The sequence below is a fragment of the Streptomyces sp. NPDC031121 genome (genome assembly GCF_055570615.1).
Genome location: NZ_JBVIGV010000023.1, coordinates 17,897 through 39,718, shown reverse-complemented (window position 1 = coordinate 39,718; position 21,822 = coordinate 17,897). Strand labels below are relative to the sequence as shown.

21 protein-coding genes are annotated in these 21,822 nt (G+C 73.1%); 10 read left to right on the top strand and 11 right to left on the bottom strand.

Annotation, left to right across the window (positions count from 1 at the left end; all coding sequences use genetic code 11):
• Positions 1 to 75: 75 nt before the first annotated feature.
• From ACZ462_RS31105 to argS, 3 genes are all read right to left on the bottom strand, one after another.
• Positions 76 to 1,083: a hypothetical protein gene (locus ACZ462_RS31105; RefSeq protein WP_467808841.1), complete on the bottom strand. Its 1,008-nt coding sequence runs from the start codon at positions 1,081 to 1,083 to the stop codon at positions 76 to 78.
• Positions 1,084 to 1,204: 121 nt separating this feature from the next.
• Positions 1,205 to 1,813 (bottom strand): NAD(P)H-dependent oxidoreductase, encoded by a 609-nt coding sequence (locus ACZ462_RS31100; RefSeq protein WP_467808842.1) that lies wholly within the window; start codon positions 1,811 to 1,813, stop codon positions 1,205 to 1,207.
• Between the two features lie 152 nt (positions 1,814 to 1,965).
• Positions 1,966 to 3,759 (bottom strand): arginine--tRNA ligase, encoded by a 1,794-nt coding sequence (argS, locus tag ACZ462_RS31095; protein WP_467808844.1) that lies wholly within the window; start codon positions 3,757 to 3,759, stop codon positions 1,966 to 1,968.
• 194 nt (positions 3,760 to 3,953) lie between these two features.
• Here argS and lysS point away from each other — a divergent pair, with 194 nt between their 5' ends.
• Entirely contained in the window at positions 3,954 to 5,678 is a 1,725-nt protein-coding gene (gene lysS, locus ACZ462_RS31090) for a lysine--tRNA ligase (RefSeq protein ID WP_467808845.1), read from the top strand.
• Positions 5,679 to 5,763: 85 nt separating this feature from the next.
• Here the strand turns inward: lysS and ACZ462_RS31085 are convergent, their stop codons facing one another.
• The 3 genes from ACZ462_RS31085 to ACZ462_RS31075 all read right to left on the bottom strand — a co-directional run bounded on the left by ACZ462_RS31085 (position 5,764) and on the right by ACZ462_RS31075 (position 9,121).
• Positions 5,764 to 7,197 (bottom strand): DUF2637 domain-containing protein, encoded by a 1,434-nt coding sequence (locus ACZ462_RS31085; RefSeq protein WP_467882737.1) that lies wholly within the window; start codon positions 7,195 to 7,197, stop codon positions 5,764 to 5,766.
• Positions 7,198 to 7,319: 122 nt separating this feature from the next.
• Positions 7,320 to 8,099, bottom strand: a complete 780-nt coding sequence (locus tag ACZ462_RS31080) for a DUF3558 domain-containing protein (RefSeq protein WP_467808847.1) — start codon at positions 8,097 to 8,099, stop codon at positions 7,320 to 7,322.
• Positions 8,100 to 8,251: 152 nt separating this feature from the next.
• On the bottom strand, positions 8,252 to 9,121 hold the full coding sequence (locus tag ACZ462_RS31075; RefSeq protein WP_467808848.1) for a DUF3558 domain-containing protein: 870 nt from the start codon (positions 9,119 to 9,121) through the stop codon (positions 8,252 to 8,254).
• 192 nt (positions 9,122 to 9,313) lie between these two features.
• On the opposite strand from ACZ462_RS31075, the gene ACZ462_RS31070 reads away from it, so the two are divergent.
• The gene (locus ACZ462_RS31070) at positions 9,314 to 10,507 is read left to right on the top strand and encodes an RtcB family protein (RefSeq protein WP_467808849.1); all 1,194 of its coding nucleotides are present in this window, start codon (positions 9,314 to 9,316) and stop codon (positions 10,505 to 10,507) included.
• A 76-nt stretch (positions 10,508 to 10,583) separates the two neighbouring features.
• Here ACZ462_RS31070 and ACZ462_RS31065 read toward each other — a convergent pair whose 3' ends face one another.
• Entirely contained in the window at positions 10,584 to 11,159 is a 576-nt protein-coding gene (locus ACZ462_RS31065; RefSeq protein WP_467994535.1) for a Uma2 family endonuclease, read from the bottom strand.
• 133 nt (positions 11,160 to 11,292) lie between these two features.
• Positions 11,293 to 12,054, bottom strand: coding sequence for an SDR family NAD(P)-dependent oxidoreductase (locus ACZ462_RS31060; RefSeq protein ID WP_467808851.1), 762 nt, complete (start codon positions 12,052 to 12,054; stop codon positions 11,293 to 11,295).
• A gap of 209 nt (positions 12,055 to 12,263) precedes the next feature.
• On the opposite strand from ACZ462_RS31060, the gene ACZ462_RS31055 reads away from it, so the two are divergent.
• A complete protein-coding gene (locus ACZ462_RS31055; protein WP_467808852.1) occupies positions 12,264 to 12,818 on the top strand; it encodes a hypothetical protein in 555 nt (184 codons plus the stop codon).
• 26 nt (positions 12,819 to 12,844) lie between these two features.
• Here ACZ462_RS31055 and ACZ462_RS31050 read toward each other — a convergent pair whose 3' ends face one another.
• Positions 12,845 to 13,582: a Mut7-C RNAse domain-containing protein gene (locus ACZ462_RS31050; RefSeq protein WP_467808853.1), complete on the bottom strand. Its 738-nt coding sequence runs from the start codon at positions 13,580 to 13,582 to the stop codon at positions 12,845 to 12,847.
• 103 nt (positions 13,583 to 13,685) lie between these two features.
• Positions 13,686 to 14,300: a hypothetical protein gene (locus ACZ462_RS31045; protein ID WP_467808854.1), complete on the bottom strand. Its 615-nt coding sequence runs from the start codon at positions 14,298 to 14,300 to the stop codon at positions 13,686 to 13,688.
• 134 nt (positions 14,301 to 14,434) lie between these two features.
• Here ACZ462_RS31045 and hemL point away from each other — a divergent pair, with 134 nt between their 5' ends.
• The 7 genes from hemL to ACZ462_RS31010 all read left to right on the top strand — a co-directional run bounded on the left by hemL (position 14,435) and on the right by ACZ462_RS31010 (position 21,332).
• Positions 14,435 to 15,769, top strand: a complete 1,335-nt coding sequence (hemL, locus tag ACZ462_RS31040; protein WP_467808855.1) for a glutamate-1-semialdehyde 2,1-aminomutase — start codon at positions 14,435 to 14,437, stop codon at positions 15,767 to 15,769.
• Positions 15,766 to 16,440 carry a histidine phosphatase family protein gene (locus tag ACZ462_RS31035; protein WP_467808856.1) on the top strand — a complete coding sequence of 225 codons (675 nt, stop codon included), beginning with the start codon at positions 15,766 to 15,768 and terminating at the stop codon, positions 16,438 to 16,440. The genes hemL and ACZ462_RS31035 overlap by 4 nt, the downstream gene beginning before the upstream one ends.
• A gap of 67 nt (positions 16,441 to 16,507) precedes the next feature.
• A complete protein-coding gene (locus ACZ462_RS31030) occupies positions 16,508 to 17,131 on the top strand; it encodes a TlpA family protein disulfide reductase (RefSeq protein ID WP_467808858.1) in 624 nt (207 codons plus the stop codon).
• 4 nt (positions 17,132 to 17,135) lie between these two features.
• Complete coding sequence (locus ACZ462_RS31025) at positions 17,136 to 17,915, top strand: cytochrome c biogenesis CcdA family protein (protein WP_467808859.1); 780 nt, start codon at positions 17,136 to 17,138, stop codon at positions 17,913 to 17,915.
• A gap of 13 nt (positions 17,916 to 17,928) precedes the next feature.
• Positions 17,929 to 19,704, top strand: coding sequence for a cytochrome c biogenesis protein ResB (gene resB, locus ACZ462_RS31020; protein ID WP_467808861.1), 1,776 nt, complete (start codon positions 17,929 to 17,931; stop codon positions 19,702 to 19,704).
• A complete protein-coding gene (gene ccsB, locus ACZ462_RS31015; RefSeq protein WP_467808862.1) occupies positions 19,701 to 20,783 on the top strand; it encodes a c-type cytochrome biogenesis protein CcsB in 1,083 nt (360 codons plus the stop codon). The genes resB and ccsB overlap by 4 nt, the downstream gene beginning before the upstream one ends.
• 87 nt (positions 20,784 to 20,870) lie before the next feature.
• Positions 20,871 to 21,332 carry an SRPBCC domain-containing protein gene (locus ACZ462_RS31010; protein WP_467808863.1) on the top strand — a complete coding sequence of 154 codons (462 nt, stop codon included), beginning with the start codon at positions 20,871 to 20,873 and terminating at the stop codon, positions 21,330 to 21,332.
• 19 nt (positions 21,333 to 21,351) lie between these two features.
• On the opposite strand, the gene ACZ462_RS31005 is transcribed toward ACZ462_RS31010, so the two are convergent.
• Positions 21,352 to 21,753 carry a PLD nuclease N-terminal domain-containing protein gene (locus ACZ462_RS31005; protein WP_467808864.1) on the bottom strand — a complete coding sequence of 134 codons (402 nt, stop codon included), beginning with the start codon at positions 21,751 to 21,753 and terminating at the stop codon, positions 21,352 to 21,354.
• Between the last annotated feature and the right edge of the window lie 69 nt (positions 21,754 to 21,822).

The following is a 21,822-nucleotide window of genomic DNA, read 5'->3' as shown; positions in this document are numbered from 1 at the left end:
CCCTACCCCCGGCCCGGTCGACCGGAATCGGGCCGAACGGGTGATCGGGTCCGATCGGGGCGACCGGACCCGCGGCTAGAACGTGCGGCCTGTGACGGCGTCGGCGAGGAGCAGGCCGAGCACTCCCAGGTTCAGCAGCAGCCCCGCGGCCAGGAGCGGGCGGAACGGGCGGCGGACCGCGGAGCGGGCGCAGACCAGTCCGGCGACGGCGAGCAGCAGCAGCAGCGGCCACAGGGCGGCGGGCACCCGGCCGCCCGACGCGGCGATCCCGGTGGCGGCGGCCGTTCCCGCGAGGAAGGCCGCCCGTACGGCCCGCCCTGCCGATCGCGTCCGGGAGGCCGGCCGCAGCGGGCCGGACGGGACGGTGGGCGGGTCGGCGGCGGGATTCGTCGGGGCCCGCCCCGGCCCTCTCCCGCCCGCGGCCGCCGGCTGCGGGGGCGAGGCCGTCGGCCCCGTCGGCGACTGCGGCGCGGGGGACGGCGGCAGCAGGGGCGGCGGTGCCGCCTGGTCCGGCGCGGGCGCGGCGGGCCCCGCAGCCGGAGCCGTCCCGGGCACCTCGGCCGCGGCCTCCGCCGGTGCGGCTCCCGCGGCTCCCGCAGCGGGCGCCGACGCGGCAGGTGCCGTCGCCGGTGCGGCGGCCGCCGTCGCCCCCGCGCCCCGAGCCGTCTCCGGAGCCTCCGCCGCCCGAGCCCCCGGCGCCTTCGGCTCCGCGGACGGCGCCCCCGGCGCCTTCGGCTCCGCGGGCGCCGCATCCGCCGCCACCGTGTGCTCCCGCGCCGCGTCCCGGGCCGCGGCCGCTCCCGGCGAGCGCCGGAGTTCCTCCAGCAGCTCGCGCAGCGCCGCCGCGAACGCCGGGTCACGGTCGGCCTCGTCGGCCAGGACGATCTCCGCCATGGTGGCCGAGGCGGCGCCCGGGGCGTCGCGGAGGCGGTGCAGGGCCACCGTGCCCGAGGCGGTGGCGCGCAGGCGGGTTTCCGCCAGCAGTCGGATGCGGGCGGGCAGCGCGGCCTGCGCCGGGGTGCCCCCGGCGTCCGTCTCCGTGAGGACGTGCAGTGCGGCGCGCGCCAGTCGTAACGGGTCCACGATCGGTCTCCCCATGCCTCCCGCGGTGCCGTTCCCCGGACCCCCCGGCCGCGGCCCGCGGTCAGGTGATCGTACGGAGTCGCGCGGCCCGTCGCCAGGTGTGCCGGGTCCCGGCCGGCGCTCAGGCGGTGGGCGGGTCCGTGACCAGGGCGGCGGCCAGTGCGCGGGCTTCCGCCAGCCAGGCGGTCCGCTGCTGCTCCGTCGCGTCGGTGACGGTGCGGAAGACGCGGCGGCGGACGTCCCGCGCGCCGGTGTACGGCAGGACGCACGCCGCCCAGACGCGCTCCAGCGGGTCGCCGAACTCGCCCGCCTCCCGCTCCTCGGGGGTGTCGGAGGTGTTCAGCACGAGGGCGCGGTCGGCCCGCAGCAGTCCGGCGGGCTCTCCCTGCGCCGTGCCCAGCTTGTAGGCGACGCCGGGGGCGAGGACCCGCTGGACCCAGCCGGCCAGGACGGCCGGCGGCATGCCCCACCAGTTGGGGTGGACGAAGACCAGCGCGTCGAGGTCGGCGACCTCGCGGCGGTGCGCCTCGACCCGCGGGTCCGCGGAGGCGGCGGCCGCGCCGACGGTTTCCGTCTCCTCCGCCGTGAGCAGCGGCGGGAACCCCTCCGCGTACAGGTCGTGGGCGCGCACGTCGCAGCCGCGGGCGGCGAGTTCGGCCGTGACGGCCTCGAACAGCGCGTGGTTGAAGCTCCCGGCCCGCGGGTGCGCCAGGTAGACGCCTGCCTTCATCGTGTGCGTGCCCTCCCCGTGCCGACGGCCGTTCCGTCAACGGCCTTCCGGCCCACGGTACTTGGCGGGTTCCGGAACGAGGCCGCCCCCGGCGCGGCAGCGCGGGGCTGCCGGGCCGGGGGCGTCGTGGAGCAAGCGGGACGCGGGAGGCGTCAGAGCTTCTCGGGGGTGCGGATGCCCAGCAGGCCCATGCCCTTGCCGAGGGTGCGCGCGGTCAGGTCGATCAGGAACAGGCGGTTCTCCTGCTGCTCCGGGGTGTCGGCCTTGATGACGGGGCACTGGTCGTAGAAGGCGGTCAGGTGCGAGGCGAGCTGGTACAGGTAGGCGGCCAGCTTGTGCGGGGCGTACTCGGCGGCGGCGTCGGCGACGAGCTCGCCGAAGCCGTCGAGGTGCAGGCCCATCGCCCGCTCGGCCGGGGCCAGCGGCAGCTCGGGGTGCGCCTTGGGGGCGGTGTCGGCGAGGCGGCGCTGGATGGACCGGATGCGGGCGTACGCGTACTGGAGGTACACGGAGGTGTCGCCGTTGAGGGAGACCATCTGGTCCAGGTCGAACTTGTAGTCGCGCGCGGCGGACGTGGACAGGTCGGCGTACTTGACGGCGCCGATGCCGACGTGGCGGCCGTTCTCGACGACCTCCGGCTCGGTCAGGCCCGCCTTGTCCGCCTTGTCGCGGACGACGGCGGTGGCCCGGTCGACGGCCTCGTCCAGCAGGTCGACCAGCCGGACGGTCTCGCCCTCGCGGGTCTTGAACGGCTTGCCGTCGGCGCCGAGGACGGTGCCGAAGGCGAGCTGGACGGCCTTGGTGCCCTCCTGGAGCCAGCCGGCCCGGCGGGCGGTCTCGAAGACCATCTTGAAGTGCAGCGACTGGCGGGCGTCCACCACGTACAGCAGGGTGCTGGCCTTGAGGTTGCCGACGCGGTCGCGGATCGCGGACAGGTCGGTGGCGGCGTACCCGAAGCCGCCGTCGGACTTCTGGACGATCAGCGGGGTGGGCTGGCCGTCGGGGCCCTTGTACTCGTCGAAGAAGACGCACAGCGCGCCGTTGGAGCGGACGGCGACGCCGGACTCCTCCAGCAGGCGGCAGGTCTCCGCCAGCATGTCGTTGTAGCCGGACTCGCCGACGATGTCGGCGTCCCGGATGTCCATGTCGAGCTTGTCGAAGACCGAGTAGAAGTAGATCTTCGACTCGTCGACGAACCGCTGCCACAGGGCGAGGGTCTGCTCGTCCCCGGCCTGGAGGTCGACGACGCGGGCGCGGGCGCGGGTCTTGAACTCCTCGTCGGCGTCGAACAGCGCGCGCGACGCCTTGTACAGCCGGTTCAGGTTGGACATGGCCTCTTCGCCGGCCGCCTCGGCGGCGTCGGAGTCCCCGGCGGCCGGCTCCGCGGCCTTGTGGTCCAGCTCGTGCGGGTGCTCGATCAGGTACTGGATGAGCATGCCGAACTGGGTGCCCCAGTCGCCGATGTGGTGGCGGCGCACGACCTGCTCGCCGGTGAACTCGAGGATCTCGACCATGGCCGCGCCGATGACCGCCGACCGCAGGTGGCCGACGTGCATCTCCTTGGCCACGTTCGGCTGCGCGTAGTCGATCACGGTGGTGCCGGCGGCCGGGTTGACGGGGACGCCGAGGCGGTCGTCGGCGGCGCGCGCCGCGAGCGTCTCGACGATCGCCCGGTCGGAGACGGTGATGTTGAGGAAGCCGGGGCCGGAGACCTCGATCTCCTCGATGACGCCGCCCTTGTCGAGGCCGCCGACGACGGTGGCCGCCAGCTCGCGCGGGTTGGCCTTGGCCTTCTTCGCCAGTGCCAGGATGCCGTTGGCCTGGAAGTCGGCCCGGTCGCTTCGTCGCAGCAGCGGGTCGGCCGCACCGGCCTCCGGCAGGGCGGAGGCGAGGGCGTCGGCGACGCGCTGATGGACGGAGGAAGCGAGGGAAGGGACCGAGGCCATGAGCTGCCGTTCCTGTGAGTGTGCCCGGGGGCGGAGTCCGCCGGGGCGCGGGGTTGTTCGTTCCGACAAGGGCCGAGTATCCCACGCGGCCGCATCCCGTTTCCCGGCTTGTACCGGGTGCCGGGCAACCAAGGAGCGGCGGGTTCCGTCTGGGAGAATGGCTGAAGCCAGCATTCGAGATAGAAGGACGTGTCGTGGCTCAGAGCAGCACCGAGACCGACTGGGTCTCCCGTTTCGCGGACGAGGTCATCGCCGAGGCGGAGCGCCGAGCACCCGGCAAACCTGTCGTCGTCGCGTCCGGACTCTCCCCCTCCGGCCCGATCCACCTGGGCAACCTGCGCGAGGTCATGACCCCGCACCTGGTCGCCGACGAGATCCGCCGCCGCGGCATCGAGGTCCGCCACGTCCTGTCGTGGGACGACTACGACCGCTACCGCAAGGTGCCCAAGGGCATCCCCGGCGTCACGGAGGAGTCGCACGGCGGGCACATCGGCCGGCCGCTGACCTCCGTGCCCGCGCCCGAGGGGTCTCCGTACCCGAACTGGGCCGAGCACTTCAAGGCCGCCATGGTCGAGGCGCTGGCCGAGCTGGGCGTCGAGTACGACCCGATCAGCCAGACCGAGCAGTACACCTCGGGCGCGTACCGCGAGCAGGTGCTGCACGCGATGAAGCACCGCGGCGACATCGACGCCGTCCTCGCCCAGTACCGCACCAAGCCGAAGGCCGCGAAGAAGTCGCAGAAGCCGGTCGACGAGGCCGAGCTGGAGGCCGCCGAGGGCTCCGGCGCGGCCGGCGAGGACGACGGCAGCGCCGAGGGCGCCGAGTACTTCCCGTACAAGCCGTACTGCGGCGAGTGCGGCAAGGACTTCACCAAGGTCACCTCGTACGACGACGAGACGACCGAGCTGACGTACGTCTGCACCGAGGACGAGTTCACCGAGACGGTGAAGCTGTCGGAGTTCAACCGCGGCAAGCTCGTCTGGAAGGTCGACTGGCCGATGCGCTGGGCGTTCGAGGGCGTCGTCTTCGAGCCGTCCGGCGTCGACCACTCCTCGCCGGGCTCGTCCTTCCAGGTCGGCGGCCAGATCGTGCACATCTTCGGCGGCGAGCAGCCGATCGGCCCGATGTACGCGTTCGTCGGCATCAGCGGCATGGCCAAGATGTCGTCCTCGAAGGGCGGCGTCCCGACCCCGTCCGACGCGCTGAAGATCATGGAGCCGCAGCTGCTGCGCTGGCTGTACGCCCGCCGCAGGCCGAACCAGAGCTTCAAGATCGCCTTCGACCAGGAGATCCAGCGCCTGTACGACGAGTGGGACAAGCTGGAGGCGAAGGTCGCCGACGGCTCCGTGCTGCCCGCCGACGCCGCCGCGCACACCCGCGCCGTCCGCGTCGCCTCGCACGAGCTGCCGCGCACCCCGCGCCCGCTGCCGTACCGCACCCTCGCCTCGGTCGTCGACATCACCGCCGGCCACGACGAGCAGACCCTGCGCATCCTGGCCGACCTCGACCCGTCGCAGCCGCTGGCCTCCCTCGACGAGGTCCGGCCCCGCCTGGACCGCGCCGAGAACTGGATCACCACCCAGGTCCCGGCCGACCAGCGGACCCTGGTGCGCGAGGAGCCCGACACCGAGCTGCTCGCCTCCCTCGACGACGAGGCGCGCCGCTCGCTGGCGCTGCTGCTGGAGGGCCTCGACTCGCACTGGTCCCTCGACGGGCTGACCACGCTCGTCTACGGCGTGCCGAAGGTGATGGCCGGGCTGGAGCCCGACGCCAAGCCGACCCCCGAGCTGAAGGTCGCGCAGCGCAGCTTCTTCGCGCTGCTGTACCGCCTGCTCGTCACCCGGGAGACCGGCCCCCGCCTGCCTACGCTGCTGCTGGCGGTCGGCGCGGACCGCGTCCGCACGCTGCTGGCGGTCTGACCGGCAACACGACGAAAGGGGGCCCGCCGGATGTCCGGCGGGCCCCCTTTCCGCTTCCTCACCGCCCCGGCGGCGCCGGAGGCGCTCAGGCGATGTGCTCGTTCTCCAGGTCGCGCTGGTAGCGCTGCTTCAGGTCGGGCATCAGGCGGCGCAGGATGGACGCGCCGCGCGGATGCAGGATCCCCAGGCGCTCGGCGAGGAGCGCTTCCACCTTCTCCGCGTCCGGGATGCCGTTCTTCTCGTCGATGTGTGCCCGGAAGACCTCGTACGCGGCCTCCTCGAACTTCACCTCGTCGATGGCCGCCTCCTCCTCGGCAGCCGCCGGGAAGAGGGCGTCCTGGCCGGCGGTCTCCGCCTGGGCGTCCAGGGCGCGCTGGGCGGCGCGGGCCTGGAGCTGGGCGGCGAGGGCCTGCTGGGCGGCCAGGTCCTGCTCGGTGTCCAGCTCGGGGCCGGCCGGCGGCAGCACCGGTGTGGGCTCCAGGCCCTCGACGTACTGCGGGTTGTAGCCGTTCTCGTACGCGGTCTGCGGGGCCCGCGGCGCGGCGAACCAGGCGCTGTTGTGGGCCGCCGGCATGGCCGTCGGATCCACGGCGAACGGCGGCGGCGCCTGGTGCGGGACGCCCTGGGCCTGCAGCCAGGCCGCCCGGGCCTCGGCCTGCGCCTGCGCCTCGGCCTGCGCCTGCGGGTCCAGCCCGGGCCCGGTCGGCGCCGGCGGCTCCTGCGGCCCCTGCTCGGCCGGGCCGGCCGCGACGGCCTGCGGCTGCGCGGCCGCGGCGCCCGCCGCCAGTGCGGGGGCCTTCGCCGCCGTGTCCGCGGGCGGCAGCAGCGCGGGCTCGATCCCGGCCGCGGCCAGCCCCTCGGGGGCCGTCTGCGACAGCGGCACGCCGATGCGGGCCAGCCGCAGCGGCATCAGCGCCTCCACCGGCGCCTTGCGGCGCCAGCCGCGCCCGTAGCGCGCCTGGAGCCGGGCCTGGTAGATCAGCCGGTCCTGCTCCATGCCGACGGCCTGCTCGTAGGAGCGCAGCTCCCACAGCTTCATCCGCCGCCACAGCTTGAAGGTGGGGATGGGGGAGAGCAGCCACCGCGTGATGCGGACGCCCTCCATGTGCCGGTCCGCGGTGATGTCGGCGATCCGGCCCACCGCGTGCCGGGCCGCCTCCACGGTGACGACGAACAGCACGGGGATCACCGCGTGCATGCCGACGCCCAGCGGGTCGGGCCAGGCCGCGGCGCCGTTGAAGGCGATCGTCGCCGCGGTCAGCAGCCACGCCGTCTGGCGCAGCAGCGGGAAGGGGATCCGGATCCACGTCAGCAGCAGGTCCAGGGCCAGCAGGACGCAGATGCCCGCGTCGATGCCGATCGGGAAGACCAGCGAGAAGTCCCCGAAGCCCTTCTTCAGCGCGAGTGCGCGGACCGCGGCGTACGAGCCGGCGAAGCCGATTCCCGCGATGACGACGGCACCCGCGACGACCACGCCGATGAGTATTCGGTGCGTACGAGTCAGCTGCATCGCGGCCACCCGCGATCTCCTCCCCTTGTCGTGCCACGGCAGGCACAGCGTACGGGTGACTGTACGGGTGACTGAATGTCAGCCTCCAGTAAGGCTCCCCGGACCGCTGCGCTCCGCGGCGTCGGTGCCTGCTACTGGGACGCGGCCGGGGAAGGCTGCTGCTCGGGCTGCTTCTGCTCCTGGTTGGCGGCGTCGACGGAGGCGATGATCTCCTTGGCCGCGGCGACGGCGTCCTGGAGCAGCTTGGCGTGATCCGGTGCCCCGGCGCCCTCGTAGGCGGCGCCGTTGTAGTCGAGGGTGACGACCACGTTGTGGGTGCGCGCGACGACGGTCGTGTTCGCGAAGTCCACGTCCTTCTTCACACCGAAGACGATGGAGGTGGCCTGGTCGCCGGTCTCGCCGACGGCCTCCGCCTTGACGTCGCTCGCGCCTTCGGTGGCCTTCGCGGTCTCGACCTGCTTGCCGTACTGCTCCTCGGCCCGCTTGTTGGCGCTGCCCAGGGAGGCGTGGGAGTCGTAGCGGACGAGGGAGACCGACAGCCAGCGGTACTGGGAGCCCTTCAGGCCGTCCGTCTTCAGGCCGTTCCAGGAGCAGCTGGCGCGGCTGCCCAGGTCGTTGGACTTGGTGGCGGTGCCGTTGGTGTCCTTCGCGTCGGGGACGAGCGTCTCGACGGTCTTGGACTGGAGCGTCTTGCACGGTTCGGGAAGCGTGGCGAAGCGGGCCTTCTCCAGTTCGACCTTCGGCTTCCCGCCGGGCTTGGCGGACGCCGACGCGCCGGACTTCTTGCTGTCGCCGGATCCGGAGCCCTTGCCCTTGTCCGAGTCGGACGAGCATCCGGCGGCGGCGAATATCACCGGGACGACGGCGGCGCAGGCGAGCACCCGGGTGAGGCGCGAAGCAGATCGGTGCATGGTTCCTTCACTACGTTGTCGGACGCGTTCGTGTGGAGCGGTGGGGGCGCGGTACGGACGCGGCGCGGGCGCGGGACCCGTGCAACGGTAGCCCCACCGGGCGTACGGCTGCTGTGCGCGCCGTCACGCCGGGGTGTCGCGGGCCGCCGCCGTCAGTCGCTGAAGCGCTCGACGAGCGCCTGCGCCAGCTGCCGCGCCTTGTCCTGGGTCTCGGTGCTGGAGGGGACGGCGCCGGGCGCGGCGGGCTGGACGCTGTACTCGACGGTGACGAGGACGTTCTCGGTGCGGAAGACGACCCGAACGGTGCGGGACTGCGCGGCGCTGGCGCCGGCCGCACCCAGTTTGTCCTCGATGAACGCCTCGGCGCCGAGGCCTTCGAGGACGCGGGAGCCCAGCTCGGAGGGGGACGGCGAGGGGGTGGGTGAGCCGGTGCCCGGCGCGGGGGACCCGGAGGCGGCGGGCGCGCCGGTGGCGGCGGGCGGGGCGGCCGGCGGGGGGCTCGACGCCGGGGCGGCACCGGGGGAGGCCGGGGCGCCGGGGGTGGCGGCGGGGCCGGGGAAGGGCAGGCGGGCGTCGGTGAGGCGGCGGACGTAGACCTGCCGGGCCTTGTCGTCGTCGCTCATGGCGGCCCGGTCGTACGAGACGACCCGCTCGAAGCCGACCGACAGCAGCCGGGTCTCCTCGGGCGTCTGCGCGCTCCACCGGCAGCCGACGTGCCGGTCGGCGTCGTAGGAGGTGTCGGCGGTGCCCGCGTAGAGCCGCTCGCGGTCCTCCTCGGTGAGGCCGGGCGCGGCCGGAAGCATGGCCCGCAGCCGCTTGCCGTCGACCGACCGGCAGGGGGAAGGAAGGCTGCGGTACTTCCCGGCGGGCGCGGGGGCGGGGGAGCCGGTGCCCGACTTGGAGTCGGTGTCGCCCCTGCCGCTGCCGCCGCCCGTGCACCCGGTCAGGCCGGCCATGCCGGCCGTGAGTGCGGTGAGCATCGCGATGCCCGGCAGGACCCGCCGTACCGCCTTGCGCTGCACGTCCTCTGGCTCCCTTCGACCGCCCCGGCCGCCCGGCGGTCAGGAAAATGCGTTGCCGCGCTTTGGGCGCGGATGGACACAATGTCTATCGCACACGCCGGTCCCGGCGCCGGTCCCCTGTCTGCTTTGGGGCCTTGAGCGAGGGTTTTGCGGATTCTGATTTTTCCATGGGTTTCGGGGGATTAAGTCGTTATGTCGTACTTCGAGGTTGCAGGGGAGCACGTCCCCATCCGGATGTGGACCGATCCGGCGTCCGTCGAGCCGAGTGCGATGCGGCAGCTCCAGAACACCGCCACCCTGCCGTGGATCAAGGGCCTGGCCGTCATGCCGGACGTCCACTACGGCAAGGGCGCCACGGTCGGCTCGGTGATCGCGATGAAGGACGCCGTCTGCCCGGCGGCCGTCGGCGTCGACATCGGCTGCGGCATGTCCGCGGTGAAGACCTCCCTGACGGCGAACGACCTGCCGGGGGACCTGTCGGGGCTCCGCTCGAAGATCGAGCGGGCGATCCCGGTCGGCGCGGGCATGCACCGCGACCCCCTCGACGCCGACCGGCTGTACGGGTTCCCGGCGGACGGCTACGCGCGGCTGTGGGACCGCTTCGACCACCTCGCGGACGCCGTGAAGTTCCGGCGCGAGCGGGCGGCGAAGCAGATCGGCACGCTGGGCACCGGCAACCACTTCATCGAGTTCTGCCTGGACGAGGAGGGCTCGGTGTGGCTGATGCTGCACTCGGGCTCCCGCAACATCGGCAACGAGCTCGCCGACCACCACATCGGCGTGGCGCGCGGCCTCGACCACAACCAGAACCTCATCGACCGCGACCTCGCGGTGTTCCTCGCGGCGACGCCCGAGATGGAGGCGTACCGGAGCGACCTCTTCTGGGCGCAGGAGTACGCCAAGTACAACCGGGCCGCGATGATGGGCCTGTTCAAGGAGGTCGTCCGGCGGGAGTTCCGCAAGGCGAAGGTCTCCTTCGAGCGGGAGATCAGCTGCCACCACAACTACGTGGCGGAGGAGCGGTACGAGGGCATGGACCTGCTCGTCACCCGCAAGGGCGCGATCCGCGCCGGCAGCGGGGACTACGGGATCATCCCGGGCTCGATGGGCACGGGCTCGTACATCGTGAAGGGCCTCGGCAACGAGGCGTCCTTCAACTCCGCCTCCCACGGGGCGGGCCGGAAGATGAGCCGCACGGCGGCGAAGAAGCGGTTCTCCGCGCGGGACCTGGCGGAGCAGACCAGGGGCGTGGAGTGCCGCAAGGACGCGGGCGTGGTCGACGAGATCCCGGGCGCCTACAAGTCCATCGAGCAGGTCATCGACCAGCAGACCGACCTGGTGCAGGTCGTGGCCAAGCTCAGGCAGGTCATCTGCGTGAAGGGCTGAGCCCGCACGCGGACACGGGGGGACGGAGGAGCCCCGGCCGGCACGGGCCGGCCGGGGCTCCTCCGTCGGCTCCGGGTCAGTCCGGGTCCCCGTCGAGCAGCAGGTCGACGGGGAGTTCCAGCGACACCCCGACGTGCCCGGGCACGGTGACCGACTCGCCCCGTTTGAGGGTCCGGCGCAGGCGGTAGACGCCGCCCCGCAGGTCGGAGCAGAGGACGGCCTCGTCGTGGTGCCGGTCGGCGATGACGTACGCGGGAATGCCGGCGCGGGCGTAGCTGTCGACCTTGACCCCCACGTCGTCCGACCAGTTCGACGAGGTGACCTCGATGACCAGCCGGAAGACGTCGGGTGCGTAGCAGTTCTTCGCGATCCTGTGCTCGGTGAAGTCCGCCTCGACCAGGGAGAAGTCGGGGATGGCGAAGTCGTCCGGCCCGGTCGGCAGCCAGATGCCGATGTTCTGGACGTACCGCAGGCCGGCCTGCCTCGCGCCGGCTTCGTAGAACCGCTCGGTCAGCCACGTCAGCGTCAGGGCGTGCCGCCCGTCGGCGGGTGGTGTCACGGTGAGCCTCCCCTGGAGAATCTCCACTCGGTGCCCGGGAAGCTCCCTGGAAAGGCGATCGGCTGCCTCCGCGATCGTGGTCTCGTGCTGCATCACGGCCATGCTTCCTCCCTCTGGGGGCTCACTCTTTCCGAGGGTAGGCGCGGGCGGGGGCAGGGCGTGCGCATTCACCCGAACGGAGCGGAGGGGGCCGCCCGGCTCGTTCCCCGGGGCGCGGCCCGGGTGCTCAGAGGTCGCGGTGGACCTTGGTGTTCGAGGCCTGGGCGCGGGGGCGGACGACCAGCAGGTCGATGTTGACGTGGGAGGGGCGGGTCACCGCCCAGGCGATCGTGTCGGCCACGTCCTCGGCGGTGAGCGGCTCGGCCACGCCCGCGTAGACCTTGGCGGCCTTCTCCTCGTCGCCGCGGAAGCGGGTCTTGGCGAACTCCTCCGTCCTGACCATGCCCGGGGCGATCTCGATGACGCGCACCGGCTGTCCGACGATCTCCAGGCGGAGAGTCTCCGCCAGGACGCGCGCGCCGTTCTTCGCGGCGACGTAGCCGGCGCCGCCCTCGTACGTGCCGTGGCCGGCCGTGGACGACAGCACGACGACGGTGCCGTCGCCGGAGCCGGTCAGGGCGGGCAGCAGGGCCTGGGTGACGTGCAGGGTGCCGAGGACGTTGACCTCGTACATCGTGCGCCAGTCGGCGGGGTCGCCGGTGGCGACCGGGTCGGCGCCGAGGGCCCCGCCCGCGTTGTTGACCAGGACGTCGCAGCGGTCGAGGGAGGCGGCGAAGGCGTCGACGGCGGCCCGGTCGGTGACGTCCAGGGCGTACGCGGCGGCGGACAGCCCGGCCGCGCCCAGTTCCGCGGCGAGGTCCTCGATGCGGTCCTTGCGGCGGGCGGTGAGGACGACGCGGTAGCCGGCCTCGGCCAGCCGCCGGGCGGTGGCCGCCCCGATCCCGCTGCTCGCGCCGGTGACTACGGCGGTCCGGGTGGCCGTGCTCATGTGCGGCTCCTCGTGCATGGGCGCACGCGTGCGGTGGGATGCGGGCGTGCGTGTGTTCGTACGGCGGACACCCGCCAGCATAGGCGCGGGCCTGCCGCCCGGTGCGGGCCCGGCCGCCGCGGGGCGGGGCCCGCCGGATGGGGGAGGACCCGCCCTCGTCCGTGTGATGGTCCGACCGGCCGGGCGGGGCCGCGGGCTAGCCTCCGCGCGTGGACGAGGAGGTGGTGGCGGTGCGCCGTGGTGCCGCTCGCAGTGTGGTGATGGGGCTCGCAGGGCTGGCCGGCGCGGCGGGGCTGCTGTGCGGCGCGCCCGGCGGGGCCGCGGCAGCCGGGGCCGCCGGCCCGGACCCCCGCGGCCCGGCCGAGGCGGCGGCGGCCGCCCCCGAGGCGGACGTGGCCTACCACGGCAGGGTCGCCCTGTCCCGGGGCGAGCTGCGGGTGTGGCTCGTGCCGTGGAACGAGGGGCCCTCGGAGCTTCCCGACTCCACCGTGCGCCTGAGCCTGTCCGCCGAACTCGCCGACCGGCAGGACCTCGGGGCGGGCTGCGTACGGGCCGGGGCGCGCGAGGTGGTGTGCGAGACCGGGCCGCTGCCGCGGCACGGGCAGGGCCGGCACATCGGGCTCGTCCTGAGCCTGAAGGAGCCGGTGCCCGAGGCCGTCGTCCGCATCGACACCTGGTGGAACGGCGGCGCCTCCGACCGGAACCTCGCCAACAACCAGCACGCGGTCCTGGCCCTGGACACCGGCGACACCTACGCCTTCTGACCCGGCAGACCGTCCCGGTCACAGCACTACGGCGCCGCCACGCCCCCGAACTCCCCGACCGCGTCGGCGACGATGCGCTCCAGGCGGGCGTGGTGCGCGCCACGCCAGTAGACGCGCTCGCAGGACGTGCACTGCGCGAACACGTCGTACGAGCGGTGCGTGCCGCTCTGCAGGCGGTCGCCGACGCTCTCCTTGTCGGCGTCGCGCAGCGTGCCGTTGCAGGCGGTGCAGCGCGTCCACGGGGCGAGCACGGGCGCGAACCGGCCGAGGACGTCCCGCAGTTGCTCGTCGGGGTTGTCGCTGTACACGTACGCGCCGGCGAAGATCTCGCGGCGGCGCAGCAGCCCGCGGTCGCGGGAGAGCAGCACGCGCCGCTCGTCCGCGGAGCGGGTGGCGAGGGCGGGGTCGCCGATGTCCTCGTTCTCGTAGGCGGCATCCACGCCGAGCAGCCGCAGGCGGCGCGCGAGGGTGCCCAGGTGCACGTCGAGGAGGAAGCGCAGCGGGGCGCCGGCGACCTGCTGCGGCCGGTCCACACCGAACACCTCGACCGTCTCGCCGGGCCGCGGCACGTAGGAGAACGGCTCCTCGCGGCCGTCGACGAGGAGCCGGCCGACCTCCGTCAGCGGGACTCCCGCGGACTCGACGACGTGTCCGAGGCTGGAGGCTCCGTCCGTGGCGGTCGGGACCCGTTCGGCGCGCCGGCTGGGCGGGGCGAACAGGCGGAGTTCAGGGGCGAGGGTGAGGTGGATGCCGGGTCCGTTCACGCTGCCCAGAATGCCATCGCGGGGCGGGCCGCGCGGCCGAATTACCGGGTCCCGGCCGCCCGGCGGCGCTCGGCGCGGGCCGCACCCCGCGCGCGGCGGCCGGTCAGGGCCAGACCAGGCAGTACGGCTGGTGGCCCGCCTCGTGCAGGCGCTGGCTGAAATCCTGCCACTCGTGCAGCAGCTGGTAGACGTTGAACGCGTCCCGCGGGCCCCCGCGGTCGGGCACCGTGGACCAGATGAACGCCGCCGCGCCGACCGACTCCTCGCCGATGTCGCGCAGCGGGTCGACGACCGTCGTCGGCAGCTTGACCACCGCGTAGTCCGGGTGCAGGACGACCAGCTCCAGCGGCGGCACCTTGTGCAGGGGTATGCCCTGGATGCCGGTCAGCACCATCGCCGCCATGGTCTCCGGCTTGATCTTCGTGAACATGCCGCCCATGCCGAGCTCGTCGCCGCCGAGCTCCTCCGGCCGCATGGTCACGGGCACGCGGGCCGCCGTCGCCCCGTCCGGCGCGCCGAAGTACTTGTACGTCACGCCCATGCCGCGGCCCTTGGGCACCAGGCCGCCGGGGTCCTCCGCGGCCGGCGCGGGCACGGGCTCGGCCGCGTCCGCGGCGCGGCGGCGGTGCCTGCCCCGGCGGCGGGCTTCGCGGGCCTCGCGGGCGCGCTTCGGGTCGAGGTCGTCCGTACCCTCGCCCGGTCCACCACCGCGTTGCATATCTCCACCCGACTGGTCTTGCCTGCCCCGGCCCCGCGGCTGCCGCCACGCAGCCTGATCATCATGGCAGTGACCTCCCCCGGGGCGGCGCGGTGAAACGCCCGTCCGCAAGTCGGTCGCGGCCTGATGAGACCATGGCTCGTGTGAGCTACCCGTACCCGTATGAAGCCAAAGTCTCGCAGACTCTCTTCGACCGCGCGTCCCTCGTGACGCCCGGCGGCGTGAACTCTCCGGTCCGCGCGTTCCGCGCCGTGGGCGGAACGCCCCGGTTCATGGTGTCCGGTACCGGTCCGTACCTGACCGACGCCGACGGCCGCGAGTACGTCGACCTCGTCTGCTCCTGGGGGCCGATGATCCTCGGCCACGCCCACCCGGCCGTGGTCGAGGCCATCCAGGCCGCGGTGGCCCGCGGGACCTCCTTCGGCACCCCCGGCGAGGGCGAGGTCGCGCTCGCCGAGGAGATCACCGCCCGGATCGAGCCGGTCGAGCAGGTCCGCCTCGTGTCCTCCGGGACGGAGGCGACCATGTCCGCGATCCGCCTGGCCCGCGGCTTCACGGGCCGCTCCAAGGTCGTGAAGTTCGCCGGGTGCTACCACGGCCACGTGGACGCGCTGCTCGCCGCCGCCGGTTCCGGTCTCGCGACGTTCGCGCTCCCGGACACCCCCGGCGTCACCGGCGCGCAGGCCGGCGACACCATCGTGCTCCCCTACAACGACCTCGAAGCCGTACGGGCCGCGTTCGCCGCGCACCCCGGCGAGATCGCCTGCGTGATCACCGAGGCCGCCCCGGGCAACATGGGCGTCGTCACCCCCGCCGAGGGCTTCAACCAGGGCCTCGCCGACCTGTGCCGGGAGAACGGCGCGCTCTACATCTCCGACGAGGTCATGACCGGCTTCCGCACCTCGCGGGCCGGCTGGTACGGCGTCGACGGCGTCCGCCCCGACCTGATGACCTTCGGCAAGGTCATGGGCGGCGGCTTCCCCGCCGCCGCGTTCGGCGGCCGCGCCGACGTGATGGCCCACCTGGCGCCCGCCGGCCCCGTCTACCAGGCCGGCACCCTCTCCGGCAACCCCGTCGCCACCGCCGCCGGCCTCGCCCAGCTGCGCCTCCTCGACGACGCCGCGTACGCCGCGGTCGACGCCGTCTCGGAGCGGATCCAGGGCCTGGTCACGGACGCGCTGGCCAAGGAGGGCGTCGCCCACCGGGTGCAGACCGCCTCCAACATGTTCTCCGTCTTCTTCACCGCGGACCCCGTCCGCAACTACGACGAGGCGAAGCAGCAGGAGGCCTTCCGCTTCAACGCGTTCTTCCACTCGATGCTGTCGCAGGGCGTCTACCTGCCCCCGTCCGCGTTCGAGTCGTGGTTCGTCTCCACCGCCCACGACGACGCCGCCGTCGAGCGGATCGCCGCCGCCCTGCCCGCCGCCGCCCGCGCCGCCGCGCAGGCCACCCCGGAGGCCTCCGCATGAGCGACACCACCGTCGTCCACCTGATGCGCCACGGCGAGGTCGACAACCCCGACGGCGTCCTCTACGGCCGCCGCCCCGGCTACCACCTCTCCGAGCTGGGACGCCGCATGGCCGACCGGGTCGCCGAGCACCTCAGGGACCGCGACATCGCCTACGTCGTGTCCTCGCCGCTGGAGCGGGCCCAGGAGACCGCGGAGCCCGTCGCCAAGGCCCACGGCCTGGAGATCGCGACCGACGCCCGGCTGCTGGAGGCGGAGAACGTCTTCGAGGGCAAGACCTTCGGCGTCGGCGACGGCGCCCTGCGCAAGCCCGGCAACTGGCGGCACCTGACGAACCCGTTCCGCCCGTCCTGGGGCGAGCCGTACGTCGAGCAGGTCGTCCGCATGATGAGCGCCATCGAGGCGGCCCGGGACGCGGCCCGCGGCCGCGAGGCCGTCGCCGTCAGCCACCAGCTGCCGATCTGGATCGTCCGCAGCTTCGCGGAGAAGCGCCGCCTGTGGCACGACCCGCGCCGCCGGCAGTGCACGCTGGCGTCGCTGACCTCGTTCACGTACCAGGAGGACAGGCTGGTGTCGGTGGGCTACAGCGAGCCCGCCCGCGACCTGGTCCCGCCGCACCTGCTGGCGGGCGCGCGGCCCGTCAAGGGCAAGTCGAAGGCGTTCGGGGCCTGACCAGCGGCTTGTCACCGGCCCCGGGGGGCGCGGAAGATCGGCAAATCGCTCATGCGAAACTTTTCACATGAGAACTGGCCGCGCCCCCCGCCGCCGCCCCGCCCGCGGCCGCGCCCTCCTGCTGACCGCCGTGGCCGCCGCAGGCGCCCTGACCCTGACGGCGTGCGAGGACGGCGCCAAGTCCTCGGGAGCCGGCGGAGGCAACTACGTGACGGGCCCCAGCGGCATCTCCACCGTCGCGAAGGGCGAGCGCGTCGACGCGCCGAAGCTCGACGGGGAGACCGTCGACGGCAAGACCCTCGACACGACCGAGCTCAAGGGCAAGGTCGTCGTCCTCAACGTGTGGGGCTCGTGGTGCCCGCCCTGCCGGGCCGAGGCCCCGTACTTCGCGAAGGTGTCCCAGGAGCTCGCCGACGCCGGCAAGCCCGTCGCCTTCGTCGGGATCAACACCCGTGACACGAGCAAGCAGAACGCGGCCGCCTTCGAGGCCGACTTCAAGATCACCTACCCGAGCCTGTACGACCCCTCCGGAAAGCTCCTGCTCCGCTTCCCGGCCGGCAGCCTCAACCCGAACGCCATCCCCTCCACGATCGTCCTCGACAAGGAGGGGAAGATCGCCGCGCGCACCCTGGCCCCGCTGAACGAGGCACAGCTGCGCTCGATGATCGACCCGCTGCTCGCGGAGCAGTGACCCCGTGGTCCCCGAACTCCTCACCCTGGCCGCCGAGCCGACGGGCGTGAACCCCACCGTCCTGTCCGGCGCCCTGCTGCTGGCCCTGCCCATCTCCGTGCTGGCGGGCCTGGTCTCCTTCTTCTCGCCCTGCGTGCTCCCGCTCGTGCCCGGCTACCTCAGCTACGTCACCGGCGTCAGCGGCGCCGACCTCGCCGAGGCCCGGCGCGGCCGCATGGTGGCCGGCGCGAGCCTGTTCATCCTCGGCTTCACCGCCGTCTTCGTCTCCACGGGAGCCCTCTTCGGGCAGTTCGGCAACGTCCTGCTCGGCCACAAGGAGGTCATCTCCCGCGTCATGGGCGGCCTGGTGATCCTCCTCGGGCTGTTCTTCATGGGCGCGATCCCCGGCCTGACGATGCGCGAGTTCCGCTTCCACCGGAAGCCGGCGGCCGGCCTGATGGGCGCGCCCCTCCTCGGGGTGCTGTTCGGCGTCGGCTGGACCCCCTGCATGGGCCCGACCCTCGCCGCCGTCACCACCCTCTCCCTGGACCAGGCCAGCGCCGGGCGCGGCGCCCTGCTGACCGTCGCCTACTGCCTGGGCCTGGGGATCCCGTTCATCGCGGCCGCGATCGCGTTCCGCAAGGCGCTGGGCGCGTTCGGCTGGGTGAAGCGGCACTATGCGTGGGTGATGCGCATCGGCGGCGGCATGCTGATCGTGACCGGCCTGCTGCTCGTCACAGGTGTGTGGGGCAGCATCGTGAACGACATGCAGAGCTGGACCCAAGGCTTCACGGTGGGGATCTGAGGACTACACGGACATGAGTACGACCGACAAGGCGTCCGCAGAGGCGCAGCACCCGCCCGCGGACGAGCCGTCCGCCGGAGCCGGCGCCACCCCCGACACCGGCCGACCCGACACCGACCGACCCGAAACGGACCGGGCCGACACTGCCGAGGCCGCCGCCGGCGCCCAGCTGTCCACCGCCCCCGCGGAGGACGGCCCCGGCCCCGTCGGCATCGGCGTCCTCGGCTGGGCCCGCTGGGTGTGGCGGCAGCTCACCTCCATGCGGGTCGCCCTGATCCTGCTGTTCCTGCTGTCGCTGGGCTCCATCCCCGGCTCGCTCATCCCGCAGAACCAGGTCGACGAGCTGAAGGTCGCCGACTGGAAGCGCACCCACGAGTTCTGGGTGCCGGTCGCCGAGAAGCTCCAGCTCTTCGACGTCTACAGCTCGGTGTGGTTCTCCGCGATCTACCTGCTGCTGTTCGTCTCCCTCATCGGCTGCATCGTCCCCCGCACCTGGCAGTTCGTCGGCCAGCTCACGGGCCGCCCGCCCGGCGCGCCCCGCCGCCTGGACCGCATGCCCGCGTACGCGACCTGGCGCACCGGCACCACGCCCGAGCAGGTCCTCGCCCACGCCGAGGCCCTCCTGGGCCGCGGCCGCTTCCGCACCGAGCCCGGCAAGGGCTCCGTCGCCGCCGAGAAGGGGTACCTGCGCGAGGCCGGGAACCTCGTCTTCCACCTGTCGCTGATCGTGATGCTGGTGGCCTTCGCCTGGGGGCAGCTCTTCAAGTCCGAGGGCGGCAAGCTCGTCCTGCGCGGCAGCGGCTTCGCCAACACCCTCACCCAGTACGACGACTTCAAGTCCGGCAGCTTCTTCAGCACCGACGACCTGCCGCCCTTCTCCTTCACCCTCGACGACTTCCACGCCAGCTACGAGGAGTCCGGCCCCCAGAAGGGCACCGCCCGCGACTTCACCGCCTACGTCACCTTCCACAAGGGCGCGGACGGCGGGCCGCAGAAGCGCGAGATCCAGGTCAACAAGCCCCTGGAGGTCGACGGCGCCAAGGTCTACCTGCTGGGCCACGGCTACGCGCCGGTCATCTCGGTGACCGACCCCTCCGGCAAGGTCGTCTACAAGGACGCCGTCCCGATGCTGCCGTTCGACGGCAACCTCAGCTCCTCCGGCGCCGTCAAGGTCACCGACGGCTACCGCAACAAGGACGGCGCCAAGGAGCAGCTCGGCTTCAACGCCCTCTTCGTGCCGACCTTCGCGGGCGCCGGCCAGGGCACCATGCTCTCCCAGTTCCCCGACCTGAAGTTCCCCGTCCTCGCCCTCAGCGCCTATCACGGCAGCCTCGGCGTCGACTCCGGCCTGCCGCAGAACGTGTACCGGCTGGACACCTCCAAGATGAAGGAGTTCAAGGACGCCGACGGGCAGCTGCTGAAGAAGCGCATGCTCGTCGGCGAGACCATGGAACTCCCCGACGGCGCCGGCACCGTCAGGTTCGAGGGAATCGAGCGCTGGGCGACCTTCTCCGTCACCGCCCAGCCCGGCAGCGGCCTCGCCCTCGGCGGGGCGGTCGCCGCGATCGGCGGGCTCGCCGCGTCGCTGTTCATCCAGCGCCGCCGCATCTGGGTCCGCGCCGTCCCCGGCCCGGACGGCACGACCGTCGTCGAGATGGCCGGACTCGGCCGCAGCGAGTCCGCCAGGCTCCCCGAGGAGCTGGGGCAGCTCGCCGCCGTCCTCCACGAGCAGGCGCCCACGGCGCCCGACCGACCCGCCACGGAAACCGTCGAAGGAGAGCGCGGATGACGCCGCTCGCAGCCGAGGTCAACGAGAACCTCGCGCAGATCAGCAACTACCTCGTCTACTCGTCGATGGCGGTCTACACGCTCGCCTTCCTCGCGCACATCGCCGAGTGGACCTTCGGCAGCCGCAGCAAGGTCGCGCGCACCGCGGCCGCGCTGACCGGAACCGCCGGCGCGGCCGCCGCGCCCGCCGTGCAGGTCCGCTCCCAGGGCGCCACCGCCGTCCTGGACAGGCCGAAGGTGGTCACCCGGTCCGCGCCCGGCACCCGCGACGTCCCCGACGGCCCCGGCGCCGCCGGCGGCACCGCCCAGGGCGACCTGTACGGCCGGATCGCCGTCTCGCTGACCGTCCTCGGCTTCCTCCTCCAGGCGGGCGGCGTCGTCGCCCGCGCCGCCTCCGTGCAGCGCGCCCCCTGGGGCAACATGTACGAGTTCTCGATCACCTTCTCCACGGTGGCCGTCGGGACGTACCTGCTGCTCCTCGTCCTGAAGAAGAACGTCCGCTGGCTCGGCCTGATCCTGGTCACCACCGTCCTGCTCGACCTCGGCGTCGCCACCACCTGGCTGTACACCGAGAGCGACCAGCTGGTCCCCGCCCTGCACTCGTACTGGCTGTGGATCCACGTCTCGACCGCGATCTTCTGCGGGGCCGTCTTCTACCTCGGCGCGGCCGGCGCGGTGCTCTACCTGCTGCGCGACTCGTACGAGTCCAAGATCGCCTCCGGCGGCACCCCCTCGAAGATCGCCGCCTCCGTGCTGGAGCGCTTCCCGTCGGCCGCCTCGCTCGACAAGTTCTCCTACCGCATCAACGCGGCCGTCTTCCCGCTGTGGACGTTCACGATCATCGCGGGCGCCATCTGGGCCGGCGACGCCTGGGGCCGCTACTGGGGCTGGGACCCCAAGGAGGTCTGGTCCTTCGTCACCTGGGTGGCGTACGCCGCCTACCTGCACGCCCGCGCCACCGCCGGCTGGAAGGGCCGCAAGGCCGCCTACCTGGCCCTGTTCGCCTTCGCCTGCTGGATCTGGAACTACTACGGCGTGAACATCCTGCTCAACGGCAAGCACTCGTACGCGGGCGTCTGAGCCCCCGGTCCTCCGTACACGCGCGGCCGCGCACCCCGGGCTTGGGCCCGAGGTGCGCGGCCGCGCCTACGGGGCGACGCTGGTGCCATGCCGACACCGCAAGGCACCAGCGAGCGCCGGAGCGGCGACCGCTACCTGCTGCACTTCGAGCCGCACCTGCCGTGCGCCTACGAGACGGTCTGGCCGGCCCTGACCACGCCGGAGGGGCTGCGCCGCTGGCTCGCGGATGCGGACGTGCTGGAACGGCACCTGGGCGGGGCCGTGACCCTGCACTGGCTCGACGAGGACGAGACGGTCTCGGGCCGGGTCACGGCCTGGGACGTCGAACGGGTCGCGGAGTACACGGTGGACGAGAACGACCGGATCCGCTTCCACCTGGAGCCGCTGGGCACGGACTCCACGCTGGTCCGCTTCACCGACGACCGGCACGGCTCCGACAGCGACTGCGCACACGGCCTGGCCGTCTGGCATGACCGCTTCGAGCGGCTGGAAGCCGTGCTGACGGCCACGGCCCCAGGCCCGGGGCGATCGGCTGCCCCGCCCCACTGAGACCGCGGCGCGACACCCGCTAGGACTGCCCCTTGTCCTTGTCCTTGTCCTCGCCCTGCTCGCGCCGCTTCAGCTCTTCCTCGCGGCGCCGCAGGTCCGCCTCCCAGTCCTTGAGGAGGGCCTCGTCCTTCTTGTTCTCCTCGCGGAGGGAGTTGAGGAACGCCGGGTTGTCGTCGGGGGCGACCCACTCGTGCCGGTGGTTGCGGTGCCACTCGGAGGGCGTACGGCCGCCCACCGGAGGACGGCGCATCTTGCCCGCGGCGAACCAGACGATCGGGCCGACGATCCAGAAGAGCAGGATGATGATGACCCAGACGACCTTGGGGAGGTGCTTGGCCTCGTCCTCGGGAGTGTTGAGGCAGTCGATGAACGCATAGATCGTCAGCGCCAGCGGCAGGATGTACATCAGCGCCCGGATCATGTGGAGCAGCCCCCTGTGAGCAATGGCGGGGTTCGAATCGACGGCCCCGGTGACAGGTCCAGCGTATCC

Bases quoted from the DNA above. Each gene is read 5' to 3' on its own strand.
- ACZ462_RS31100 (WP_467808842.1), bottom strand. From the start codon at position 1,813: ATGAAGGCAGGCGTCTACCTGGCGCACCCGCGGGCCGGGAGCTTCAAC.
- argS (WP_467808844.1), bottom strand. From the start codon at position 3,759: ATGGCCTCGGTCCCTTCCCTCGCTTCCTCCGTCCATCAGCGCGTCGCC.
- ACZ462_RS31080 (WP_467808847.1), bottom strand. From the start codon at position 8,099: ATGCACCGATCTGCTTCGCGCCTCACCCGGGTGCTCGCCTGCGCCGCC.
- ACZ462_RS31070 (WP_467808849.1), top strand. From the start codon at position 9,314: ATGTCGTACTTCGAGGTTGCAGGGGAGCACGTCCCCATCCGGATGTGG.
- ACZ462_RS31065 (WP_467994535.1), bottom strand. From the start codon at position 11,159: ATGCAGCACGAGACCACGATCGCGGAGGCAGCCGATCGCCTTTCCAGG.
- ACZ462_RS31060 (WP_467808851.1), bottom strand. From the start codon at position 12,054: ATGAGCACGGCCACCCGGACCGCCGTAGTCACCGGCGCGAGCAGCGGG.
- ACZ462_RS31045 (WP_467808854.1), bottom strand. From the start codon at position 14,300: ATGCAACGCGGTGGTGGACCGGGCGAGGGTACGGACGACCTCGACCCG.
- hemL (WP_467808855.1), top strand. From the start codon at position 14,435: ATGGCTCGTGTGAGCTACCCGTACCCGTATGAAGCCAAAGTCTCGCAG.
- ACZ462_RS31035 (WP_467808856.1), top strand. From the start codon at position 15,766: ATGAGCGACACCACCGTCGTCCACCTGATGCGCCACGGCGAGGTCGAC.
- ACZ462_RS31030 (WP_467808858.1), top strand. From the start codon at position 16,508: ATGAGAACTGGCCGCGCCCCCCGCCGCCGCCCCGCCCGCGGCCGCGCC.
- resB (WP_467808861.1), top strand. From the start codon at position 17,929: ATGAGTACGACCGACAAGGCGTCCGCAGAGGCGCAGCACCCGCCCGCG.
- ccsB (WP_467808862.1), top strand. From the start codon at position 19,701: ATGACGCCGCTCGCAGCCGAGGTCAACGAGAACCTCGCGCAGATCAGC.
- ACZ462_RS31010 (WP_467808863.1), top strand. From the start codon at position 20,871: ATGCCGACACCGCAAGGCACCAGCGAGCGCCGGAGCGGCGACCGCTAC.
- ACZ462_RS31005 (WP_467808864.1), bottom strand. From the start codon at position 21,753: ATGATCCGGGCGCTGATGTACATCCTGCCGCTGGCGCTGACGATCTAT.